Raw genomic sequence first — 10,099 nt, forward strand, 5'->3', positions numbered from 1 at the left:
CGTACCTCGTCGAGGTTCTCAGCTTGATTTCTACAGCCTGGTGTTACAGGCAGATTTAGCGACGATAGTAGCGGCGATCGTCCTCGTAGCGGTGCCGCATGGACCGATCCTGATGACGCTCCCAATAACGATGGCGTTCGGCATCCCGGCGGGCCTGCTCTCTACGCCACTGTTCTCTACGCCAGTCGTCTCGGCGCCAATTGTCTCTACGATCATGCCAACGGTCGTCATGCCAGTATCGGTCATCATGGGCAAGCAACGACCCTGGCTGGTTGCCGGCCATACTGGCCACGGTCGGCCAAGGGCTGCCGGCAGCCTGGACCGGCGCCTGAACGGCCGCCACTTCAGTTGCGAAAACAGGGGTTGAGGTCTTCATCTGTGTTGCTGATGCCGAGCCCACTGCCGCGAACGCGAACAGGCCGAAGAGCACCATCCGTAGGTCATGGAATTTCATGAGCGAAGACAACCTCTGAATTGACATGTTGATGTGTAGCCATCTGGCTGCGGGAAGCCTGCGAGTTAGCGCTTACCGAGCGAATGTGCCTGTCCACATAGACCTGTAAATAGGGAAAAGTTCTAGAGCGCAGCTGTTTAATTAGCCAACGGCCTGAGTGTTCGGCCTCTTTGAGGTTTGCGCGTGAGCCCCATGAAGGCGTCGGAGCCCGTGATCCATCTGACGCCACGCCATAAACTTTCATTGGCATTCGTCAGCCTGTTTTCCGTTTTGGAAAGAGTCGGTTGATTCACCGTCAGGTTTGCCTGTGCTCACGTTCGTAATCGGGGATAGCGAAAGTCCCCCTCCCTTTATTCAAGGCAGACGCCCGACGCTACGGGCAAGCTATCGAGAAAGGCGCGAATCTGTCGGGAACCGCGCAAGTGCACTACAGGAATTTGCGGGCCGATGGCCAGGCGCACCGCCTCGATTCCTGGGTGGTAGCCACGATCAAAATTCCACACGAAGTTGAGAAAGGTCAGGAATGCCCGGTCGAGCTTCTCTGTGCAGCCTGCTGCAAGGTCAGCGCGAGGGCGGTTCATGACGCTGCGCCTGATTACCCGGGTGAAACAGGTGAGCCGCGAGGTATCGAGCCAGATGATCAGGTCGGTCCGGGGCAGGCGAAGGTCGAAGGTTCGCCGCGCATAGTTGCCTTCACAAATCCAGGCCTCTGGTGTGAGCGCTTTGCGGACCCGTGCGCGGAACTGCTCGGCGTCGGGTTCGACCCAGCCGGGTTCCCAGAACAGCGTGTCGAGGTGTACCACGGGCAGGTTCAGGTGCTTGCCGAGGGCGCGGGCGAGGGTGGATTTGCCGCTACCGGCATTGCCCAGAATGACAATCCGTTGCATGGGGGAGACTTCCTGTCGCGAAAAAAGCCGACAAGTGTGCAGGTTTTGGATGGCGCAGTAAAAGGCGGCCTCGGCGAGTGAGACAACTATTGAGCGATTTCGATGCGACCGCTTCAGACTGTCCGGTTCAGCACCAGCAAACGTACCGCCAGCGCCGTCATTACGACAGCGAAGCCATAAGCACCCAGGCGGCTGGAGATTTTGCCCCCACGCAGGCGCCCATGTAGCTGCCCGGCACAGACGCTGAGCAGGGAATGAAAGATCAAAGCGATCAGCGCAAGCAACACACCTAATACCATCAGTTGCACCGTGACGCTGCTGGTTCCCAGGGTGACGAATTGCGGCAGGAATACCATGTAGAACAACAGCGCCTTGGGATTCAACAGGCTGTTGAGGGTCGCCCGGATGAAGATCTTGCGCCGCGATGCCAATGCAGGTTGAGCATCCGCGTCCGCTGGTGGAGTGCTCAATGCCTTCCACGCCAGCCACATCAGATAGCAAGCCCCGGCCCACCGCAGCAAATCAAATGCCGGCGCCCAACTCATCACCAGCGCACCGAGCCCCGCGCTGACCATGGCGGTCATCAGCACGTCGGCCAGGGTTATTCCCAATGCGGCGGCGAAACCGGCACGCCAGCCATGGGCAACGGCATGGCTGGTGACGATGGCCATGTTCGGGCCAGGCACGATCAGCAACAGCAGGGCGGCGACAGTGAACAGGTAAAGGTTGGTGGCGTCCGGCATAGCGCAAACTCCCCTGGATGAGAAACAAGGCTAACCGTAGTCATTGGGTTGAAGCAGATACAGTGGAGGTGGATTTGATAGCAACAGTCAGGTGTATGGCGCCCGGTTGGCTTGAGCCGCAAGCGGGTGCATCGAGCGCCCTGTGCTACATCAGTCTAGTCAGTCGGTTTTAGTGCTCGCTAAAAAGTACGCAACCAACGCGTTGGCATGGCCATGGCCCATGCCGTGTTCAGTTTTGAGCAACGCAACCATCTCCATATGCTTCTTGCCGTTGACTGTCTTGAGCAGGGTTAGCCAGTGGGTGATTGGCTGCCCATACTTTTTTTCAATAGAGGGAAAGTACGACGCGGGTCCTTTTACTTTTGGATCGTCGGTCATGACGCAAACTCCTTTTTTGCTTGAGAACTATCGGGAGACATTACCCAGAGAGAACCACGACTACGATGACGGCAAATCCTGCGTCTTTCCGGATTCGACAGCAGTATAGAAAGTCATTCGATGGATGCCGATCCGCCGGTCGAGGCGTGCGGCGCTAAAGCCACGTGTTCACCACCCGTCGATCCAGTTCCTCCCAGTCCGCCATGCCCAGCACCCGCGTGGTGTTCAACCCGCGTAAATAACCGCGCAACTGATTGGCGGTGGCCCGCACAAGTTCCGGGTCGGGCGCGTGTTCGCCCAACAATACGGTTTCGTATTGGACCAGGTACTCGGCCACCCGGTCGCGGAAATCGGGCAAAACGGCATCGCGGATCAGGTCAAAAGTTCTCAAGGATAGGTCCTCATCAATTTTTTTAGTGGTGATTCAGAGTGTGTACCCATCTGCACGGCGCGCAACTATTGCTAGAGGTAATAGTGACCATTACGAAACACAAGTTCTGCTTTGTTGGTTATAGGCGGAAAATCACCTCCAACGAACACGCACAGCGACATAGTCCCGCTGCTGGATAAACCGAAGCTTTTATTTTCTGGATAAGACCGATGCGCTCTTTATTTTTACCCGCCATGGCGATTGGCTCTTTGTTGCTGGCCGGTTGCTCCTCCGCGCCGAACGACCCGACCCTGACCTTGCAGACCAGCAAGACCCCAGCCCAATACGCCGATTGCGTCGTACCGAAATTGCAGAGCCATGCGTTGAACCCGACCGTCTCGCAAACCCAGCGCAGCTACCGGATCGTGGTGCCGAGCAAAGTCTCGGCCGACAACGTGCTGGAAGCCTACAAGGCCGGGAATGGCGGCAAGGTGTTCATCTACGAGCGACACTTGCTGGCCTCAAACCTGCTGCCTTCAAGTTTTGAACGCGCCGCACAGGATTGCATCTGACCCCGGCCCGTAACGCTTTCTACAGAGCTCCTTTGGTTGGCCGCAACCAACCAATTTTTTACCCCGCAGCCCATTTGGTTGCGGGGCTTTTTTTGTTCTACACGAAATCCCGGGGACAGAAACAAGAACGGCGAAATACTAGTTCCCGCAAATTCGACGTCGTTTAGCTGAACTGGATTTGGGATAAGCGCAAAACCTGTAGGAGCCGGCTTGCTGGCGATGGTCGTTAACGATAACGCGTAAGAGTTGGTTAAACGCGGGGTACTTGAGTCCATCGCCGGCAAGCCGGCTCCTACAGGGGAACGCATACACCCTCAAACAACGAGGTCGAGCGTTAGCTCGCCTTGCGGCCTGAATCTTGAGACGTTTTCGGGACTTTTATTGACCCATCATTCACTCGTCTGAATCGAAAGGCCAAACCGATACTCCTGATTTGCGCCTGCTTGCAGAGATGTCTGTTCAATTACAAAGCCACAGCGTTCGAGCACTTTTGCCGAGCCGATATTGTCGACGTAAACGTTGGCAACCAGTTGATTAAGGTCCCAACGCAACTGCGCTTGCTCGATCAAATGCCTCACCGCCCGCGTTGCCAGTCCTTTTGCGCAAGCACTTTGAGCGATCCGATAGCCGACTTCTGCCGACCGCGCGGACGTGTCGATGTCTTTGAGGTTCGCCCGGCCCACTATTTTTCCGTCAGCGTCTACGATGACAAAGGGGTGCCAGGTGCCAGCGGCATAATCGGATAAATAGGCTGCAATGTGCTCGGTGACACCCTGCACCGAATAGAAAGCAGCATTACGTGCGTCAATGTGGCGCTCGAACCACTCGCGATTGTCCCTTTCAAACGTCAGCAATGCCTCAGCATCAGTGTTTTGCAGGGTACGAATTGTGACGGTCTCCATAAGGACGCTCCTTTTCCTGGTGGAACTACTTGGATAAGGGTGCAGAGGCACACTTGTCAGTCGTTTGCCGAGTTGGCGCCCTTACAGAATGACCTGTTGAGCAAGCAACTCACAATTCGAAAAAACCTATTGAATAAAAACTCTATAAACGGGAAGCTCACTGGCGCATTGCTAGTAACCAGTAAGTGAGTATCGCCAGTTTCTGGCTCAGGGAGCGTTGATGAGTTTTCGTCCTTTGACCGACTTCCCGCGGCAATCGAACGATTGCGATATTGTCGCCTCTGAGCTTAAAGGGAATTCGGATACTGTCGGCATGACCTGCGCTGGCAACGAGGATACGATCGAACACTTACTGAACTCGGCGCGCAACTGGACGCACACCACCGCGTGGGTCGTTTACCGTGCCGGTGAACAGATGCATTTGGTCGGGCAGGGCGACCCTCAGGCGCAGTGGCCGTCAAGTGTTGCGAATGAACAGTTCGATGCCTTTTGCCAGACCCGGCACTTGCACCGCTGGCCGACCGGCAGCGGCGAAAGTGTGCTGGGTTGGCTGCTTGCGCCAATCGCCGAGGCCGAAGAACCGGCGCTCGCCGGTTTTGCCCAGCGCCTGGGCCTTCAGGTGCAGACCAATACCCTGGCCCGCGCGCAGATTACTCAACGTGTGCTGTATGAAATTACCTACCTGGCCAGTTCGACCCGTGACCGGTCAGTGTTCCTGGTGGGGGTTCACCAGTTACTGGCGAGCCTGATCGACGCCGAGAACTTCTATCTCGCGCTGTATGACCCGCACAGCGGCAAGATCGACTACCCGTATTACGTCGACATCATTGACGTTGATGCCGTGGAGTCCTCGCACTACGAATACCTTGACCCTTCGCATCTTTCGTTGACCGGCCAGGTATTGACCAGCGGCCAGCCGTTGCTGATCGACGCCGCCGGCATCCTCGCGGCTCAGGCCGAAGACCGTTTTTACTGCGTGGGTGATCGTCCCGAATTCTGGATGGGCGCACCGTTGAAAAATGCCTCGGACGAGGTGTTTGGCATGCTTGCCATGCAGGTCTACGACGTTTCTCGTACCTACAGCGCTGAAGACCGCGCGCTGTTTCTGGTGGTGGCCCGCCACGTGGCCATGGCGCTGGACCGGATTCTGCACCGCGAGGATCTGGAAGCGACGGTGATGCGTCGTACCCTGGAGCTCTCGGCGCTCAACGACGCCTTGAGGCAGGAAGTGGCAGAGCGAGAGCGCGCCGAACATCTGCAGAGCGCGCTGTTTCAGATCGCTGAACTTTCCAGTCGGCCTGGCGACATGGCTGAATTGTTTCAAACCTTGCATGGCATCGTCGGTGATCTGCTGTTCGCGCGGAACTTCTATATTGCGCTGTTCGACGACGCGACCACTGAAGTGACCTTTCCGTATTATGTCGATGAGCGGCAGACGGCCTGCCCGGTGGCACGGCGAGGGCGCCGGGGCTTGACCGAGTACGTTATCCGTCAGCGTCGACCTTGCCTGATTGACGCCGACGAAGCTGAGCGATTGTCTGCGCACGGCGACATCGAACTGGCCGAAGCGTACTTCCGATCCTACTCCTGGCTGGGCATTCCATTGTTCGATGGCGATGTGGTGCGTGGCGTACTCGCGGTGCAAAGCTATACCTCGCAAGTGCGCTATACCCTGCGCGACCAGGAACTGCTGACGTTCGTGTCCCGGCACATCGACACCGCGTTGTCGCGCCGCACGGCCGCCGAAGCGATCCATGCCGCCAACCTCAAGCTGGAAGCCCGGGTGCAGAACCGCACCCGCGAGCTCGATCACGCCAATGCCAAGTTGCAACACGAAAACTCCCACGATGCGCTGACCGGGCTACCCAATCGTACCTACCTGCAACAGCGCCTCAATCTGGCCTGGTCGCAGTTCGGCAGCGAAGGCGGGCACCTGGCAGTGATGTTCATCGACCTCGACCGTTTCAAGATGGTCAACGACAGCCTCGGCCACCATTTTGGCGACCTGCTGTTGATGCAGGCCGCCCACCGTTTGCGCGGTTGTCTGCGCGACAGCGACATGCTCGCGCGCCTGGGGGGCGATGAGTTTTCCGTGCTGGCTCCCGAGGCGCCGCTGGAGGTGGTAATCGACATCGCCGAACGGATTCTGGTGGCGTTCGACTTGCCGTTCCTGATCAATGGCTATGAAGTGTTTTCGTCCTGCAGTATCGGTATTGTCAGCGCAGACAGTCAGTTCCATCAGGAACCCGCCGACTTGCTGCGTGATGCCGATGCGGCGATGTACCGGGTCAAGAGTGCCGGGCGCGACAGCTACGCAGTGTTCAATCAGGAAGTGCGCCGTGAAGTCTCGGACCAGGTTGAGCGGGAAGGGGCCTTGCGCAACGCGCTCAAACGTACCGACGAACTGTTGCCGTATTTCCAGCCGATTGTCAGCGTCGAAAGCGGTGAGCTGTTGGCCCTTGAAGCACTGATCCGCTGGCATCAGCCGGGCGGCCGGGTGATCGCACCGGGCGAGTTTCTGCCGGATGTCGAGGGTCTGCGCCTGATTGGCCGACTGGACCTGTACATGCTGACCAGCATCGCCGCGATCCTCGCCCAACCCGAACACGCCAATTGGCCTGCGGTGCACGTCAATTGCTCCAGCTACAGCATGACGCGCCCGGACTTTGCCAATGATGTGCTTGCGCTGTTGGCGCGATACGGGGTCGAGCCCTCGCGGATCTGCCTGGAGTTGACCGAAGGGGCACTGGTGGCGGAGCCGGCGATTGCCCGACTGACCATGCAGCAATTGGCCGACAACGGCATGTCGGTGGTGCTCGATGACTTCGGTGCCGGGTTTTCATCCCTGAGCTACGTGCATCAGTACCGCTTCAGCGGTTTGAAGATCGACAAATCGTTCATCCTCGAACTGACCACCAGCCCTCGCAGTCGCGCGATCGTCCGGGCGATTGTGCGGATGGCCGAATCGCTGGACCTCAGCGTTGTGGCCGAAGGTGTCGAGGATGAAGCAACGCTGGTCTTGCTACGCGAAATGGGCGCAGGGCAGGCTCAGGGTTATTACTTTGCGAAGCCGATGGGGTTGGAGGCGTTGTTGGCGAGTTCGTTGATGGTTCGTTAGGGGCTGGATCAGCCCTCAGAGGGCGTGATTGCGTCTTGAGCGGATTCAGCGGCCAGTTTCAATCGGTCGGCTTTGCTGATGTATTTAGACTTGTTTTGCGGTGCCAGTTTGGCACTGGCCTTTTTGGCGTGAGCCTTTAATAGCTGCTTTATTTTTTTCTGACGATTCATGTATTTCTACTCGGCTTGTGAATGCCTGAATGATGGCAGAGGTTTGCGTAAGAAGCCTAGGGGTGAGGCAGGGGCTTGCACCGCAATCAAACCCAATCTGATGGTTTGCGGACGATCACATTTGCGCCAGGCAAGCATACAAACCCCGCGACAGCGACGGTGTCGCGAGATCAATCGCAAGGGCGCGTTATTTGATCTGCACGATGACCGGACCTTCCGTTACGATCGGCGGGGACGCGTGGATACTTGATGCGTTTTTCTTGATCCACTCGCTTGCGACTTTCAAGCTCGCATCGCTGCCGGCCTTGTCCGTGCAAACCGTTACCGACGTACCACCATCACCCGTATTCAGCAGCGTGTAGCTTACGAGGCCCGGCACTGTCCGCAGGGTCGCTTCAACGTCGGTCTTGCGCTCTTCCAAAAGCTCGAAAAGCTGTTTTGCTCCAGTACCCAAGTAGGTTCTTATCACCGCATACATAGTCGTCTCCTATGGGGCGCCGTCTTGATGCCTGTCCAGATTCGCTGATGGCCGCTATCTCTCAGGTTTCAATTCACCCCGATTAATTAAGCTTAGCCACACGCCGGCGACTGGCGAAGTGCAACGACCACCGGCCGCTTCTGGCCGATTGCTGCGCCGCGGTCAGGATATTTTCGTGAAACTCAATCGAGTCAATTGGCAGGTGCCCCATGATCACAGGGCGCTGGCATCGTTTTCGTGTTCGTCTGCAAATGTCATGAGCACCTCCAGATCGAGCACATCCAGTTTTATCTGGGCAATAAAAGCGGAGAAGGCCAGGTTGGCGGCGAGCAGACGTAAATCGCAGGCCCAGGCCGGTAGATGGGTGGGGCCCTGGAGCCAGCCAGATTCAAATAGAGGCGCCAGGCGTACGGTATCGGCCAGACTGAGGCGTCCGGCAAACAAATGACCCACCAGTTCCGGTCGATTGTCGCGGATCGCGATGCGCAATAGGGTATGGACGCCCAGCAATCCCGTCAGGTAAGCGGCATCCTTGGTAAACGCCGAGCCACCACGCAGGTCGGCGCCACGGAAGACCCGTTGGGTTGAGCGGAAGGACTCCTCTTGTGACTGGCCTGCGGCGAGAAACCCCTCGAATACCTGTATGAAATCGGCGCCGTCCAAAGCCTGCTGGACCGCAAGCACGCGCAGGGCCAGGCGGCGCAGGCGGTTGATGTCCATGCTGCCAGTGAACAGTTCTGCCAGTGTGGCAATGCCTTCCTGGGTTTGGGTCGTGCGTGGAGCCCCCAAACCCAGGCTTTTGAGGTTGGGCTGGAGCGCGCCATTTTGTGCGGTAGCAACATGCACGAAGGCCTCATGCTGCAATAACTGATTCTTGTCCAGTTCAGAGAACAGGGCACCGGTACGCAGGCGTATACGGCTTGCCCCGGCGATTGCCTTGGCAGCCAGCGTCGGGTCGAGCACGACCGTGACCCGGCCCTCACCGAAGAAACGGTCCAGCTCCGGCTGCATCCAGGCGGCGAAGACCTCGGCCGGGATCTCAGCCTGAGTCGGTGGAATCCGGGCGCCACCCAATAGGGCGTCGGTGGTGGTGAGAAAAAAATTGGCCGCGTCCAGCATGCTGAGTTTCTGGCTCGGATAATAGAAATCCGGGCGTCGGTACAACGCGGATGAGTATTGAGTGAAGGCGGGAGTGCCAATCGCCCCCAGCATGCGTCCGGCCGTGGCATAACTGCGCGCAGTCATGGCGAGATAGTGCCCGGCTGGGTGCCCCTGATCGCAGCGTCCTATAAAGGCTTCCATAGCGGCGATGTCGGCGCTGTGGTCGCGGGGGCACAATTCGACTTTGGGCAATTCGGCTTTCCCGTTACGCCAATGCGCCAGGAAAACGTCCTCGACGCCATCCGGCCAGGACAGGGCATTCAGTACGCGGATCTTGCGAGCCAGACCGGGTAGAGCGGCATCGAGTTCAGACAGGGGGGCGCTGCTCATGGAGTCACCCTTGAAAGACGAGGTTCATTCGAAAAAGCTTAGTCGTTCCGATGCGGTGCGTTGTAACCGATCAGGAGGCCCCCTGTTGTTCACGGGTGACTGAACCTTCCTGCTTCTTATATAAGACGATTATCGGGCCAGGGCTGACGGTGGCAGCCAGGGATCTTTGGTGTGGAAAAAGAATTTCCACTCAGGGGTTGACCACGTATTTTAATACTGTACTATTCGCCTCCCGCTAACGAGCAGTTCGCTGCTGGTTCTGGTTTAAGTTGTTGATTTAGTTAAGAAAAATCATCAACTTTTAAGGTTGCAGTTTGATGAAAGGCGCTGTAGAATGCGCGCCTCGGTTGAGACGAAAGATCTTAACCAACCGCTCTTTAACAACTGAATCAAGCAATTCGTGTGGGTGCTTGTGGAGTCAGACTGATAGTCAACAAGATTATCAGCATCACAAGTTACTCCGCGAGAAATCAAAGATGTAACCAACGATTGCTGAGCCAAGTTTAGGGTTTCTTAAAAACCCAAAGATGTTTGAA

At 57.2% G+C, this 10,099-nt stretch carries 11 protein-coding genes; 2 read left to right on the plus strand and 9 right to left on the minus strand.

Going from position 1 to position 10,099, the window contains the following annotated elements; translation table 11 throughout:
* Positions 1 to 55: 55 nt before the first annotated feature.
* From KGA97_RS14500 to KGA97_RS14520, 5 genes are all read right to left on the minus strand, one after another.
* A complete protein-coding gene (locus KGA97_RS14500; RefSeq protein ID WP_081500185.1) occupies positions 56 to 454 on the minus strand; it encodes a hypothetical protein in 399 nt (132 codons plus the stop codon).
* Between the two features lie 350 nt (positions 455 to 804).
* Positions 805 to 1,341 (minus strand): AAA family ATPase, encoded by a 537-nt coding sequence (locus KGA97_RS14505; protein ID WP_223480981.1) that lies wholly within the window; start codon positions 1,339 to 1,341, stop codon positions 805 to 807.
* 113 nt (positions 1,342 to 1,454) lie between these two features.
* A complete protein-coding gene (locus KGA97_RS14510) occupies positions 1,455 to 2,084 on the minus strand; it encodes a LysE family translocator (RefSeq protein WP_223480982.1) in 630 nt (209 codons plus the stop codon).
* Between the two features lie 159 nt (positions 2,085 to 2,243).
* On the minus strand, positions 2,244 to 2,462 hold the full coding sequence (locus KGA97_RS14515) for a DUF4287 domain-containing protein (RefSeq protein ID WP_192228828.1): 219 nt from the start codon (positions 2,460 to 2,462) through the stop codon (positions 2,244 to 2,246).
* A 154-nt stretch (positions 2,463 to 2,616) separates the two neighbouring features.
* Positions 2,617 to 2,853 carry a hypothetical protein gene (locus KGA97_RS14520; RefSeq protein ID WP_192228829.1) on the minus strand — a complete coding sequence of 79 codons (237 nt, stop codon included), beginning with the start codon at positions 2,851 to 2,853 and terminating at the stop codon, positions 2,617 to 2,619.
* Positions 2,854 to 3,062: 209 nt separating this feature from the next.
* On the opposite strand from KGA97_RS14520, the gene KGA97_RS14525 reads away from it, so the two are divergent.
* A complete protein-coding gene (locus KGA97_RS14525) occupies positions 3,063 to 3,404 on the plus strand; it encodes a hypothetical protein (protein ID WP_223480983.1) in 342 nt (113 codons plus the stop codon).
* Positions 3,405 to 3,793: 389 nt separating this feature from the next.
* Here KGA97_RS14525 and KGA97_RS14530 read toward each other — a convergent pair whose 3' ends face one another.
* Entirely contained in the window at positions 3,794 to 4,306 is a 513-nt protein-coding gene (locus KGA97_RS14530) for a GNAT family N-acetyltransferase (RefSeq protein ID WP_008037787.1), read from the minus strand.
* 220 nt (positions 4,307 to 4,526) lie between these two features.
* Between KGA97_RS14530 and KGA97_RS14535 the strand changes: the two genes are divergently transcribed.
* Positions 4,527 to 7,424 carry an EAL domain-containing protein gene (locus tag KGA97_RS14535; RefSeq protein ID WP_223437807.1) on the plus strand — a complete coding sequence of 966 codons (2,898 nt, stop codon included), beginning with the start codon at positions 4,527 to 4,529 and terminating at the stop codon, positions 7,422 to 7,424.
* Positions 7,425 to 7,432: 8 nt separating this feature from the next.
* Here KGA97_RS14535 and KGA97_RS14540 read toward each other — a convergent pair whose 3' ends face one another.
* The 3 genes from KGA97_RS14540 to KGA97_RS14550 all read right to left on the minus strand — a co-directional run bounded on the left by KGA97_RS14540 (position 7,433) and on the right by KGA97_RS14550 (position 9,563).
* Positions 7,433 to 7,594 (minus strand): DUF2986 domain-containing protein, encoded by a 162-nt coding sequence (locus KGA97_RS14540; protein ID WP_008037782.1) that lies wholly within the window; start codon positions 7,592 to 7,594, stop codon positions 7,433 to 7,435.
* Between the two features lie 187 nt (positions 7,595 to 7,781).
* Positions 7,782 to 8,072, minus strand: coding sequence for a hypothetical protein (locus KGA97_RS14545; RefSeq protein ID WP_008035503.1), 291 nt, complete (start codon positions 8,070 to 8,072; stop codon positions 7,782 to 7,784).
* Between the two features lie 213 nt (positions 8,073 to 8,285).
* Entirely contained in the window at positions 8,286 to 9,563 is a 1,278-nt protein-coding gene (locus tag KGA97_RS14550; protein WP_223480984.1) for a flavohemoglobin expression-modulating QEGLA motif protein, read from the minus strand.
* Positions 9,564 to 10,099 lie beyond the last annotated feature (536 nt).

The sequence above is a fragment of the Pseudomonas sp. BF-B-15 genome, assembly GCF_019946675.1.
Classification (GTDB): domain Bacteria; phylum Pseudomonadota; class Gammaproteobacteria; order Pseudomonadales; family Pseudomonadaceae; genus Aquipseudomonas; species Aquipseudomonas migulae.

Bases quoted from the DNA above. Each gene is read 5' to 3' on its own strand.
- KGA97_RS14500 (WP_081500185.1), bottom strand. From the start codon at position 454: ATGAAATTCCATGACCTACGGATGGTGCTCTTCGGCCTGTTCGCGTTC.
- KGA97_RS14505 (WP_223480981.1), bottom strand. From the start codon at position 1,341: ATGCAACGGATTGTCATTCTGGGCAATGCCGGTAGCGGCAAATCCACC.
- KGA97_RS14510 (WP_223480982.1), bottom strand. From the start codon at position 2,084: ATGCCGGACGCCACCAACCTTTACCTGTTCACTGTCGCCGCCCTGCTG.
- KGA97_RS14515 (WP_192228828.1), bottom strand. From the start codon at position 2,462: ATGACCGACGATCCAAAAGTAAAAGGACCCGCGTCGTACTTTCCCTCT.
- KGA97_RS14525 (WP_223480983.1), top strand. From the start codon at position 3,063: ATGCGCTCTTTATTTTTACCCGCCATGGCGATTGGCTCTTTGTTGCTG.
- KGA97_RS14530 (WP_008037787.1), bottom strand. From the start codon at position 4,306: ATGGAGACCGTCACAATTCGTACCCTGCAAAACACTGATGCTGAGGCA.
- KGA97_RS14535 (WP_223437807.1), top strand. From the start codon at position 4,527: ATGAGTTTTCGTCCTTTGACCGACTTCCCGCGGCAATCGAACGATTGC.
- KGA97_RS14540 (WP_008037782.1), bottom strand. From the start codon at position 7,594: ATGAATCGTCAGAAAAAAATAAAGCAGCTATTAAAGGCTCACGCCAAA.
- KGA97_RS14545 (WP_008035503.1), bottom strand. From the start codon at position 8,072: ATGTATGCGGTGATAAGAACCTACTTGGGTACTGGAGCAAAACAGCTT.
- KGA97_RS14550 (WP_223480984.1), bottom strand. From the start codon at position 9,563: ATGAGCAGCGCCCCCCTGTCTGAACTCGATGCCGCTCTACCCGGTCTG.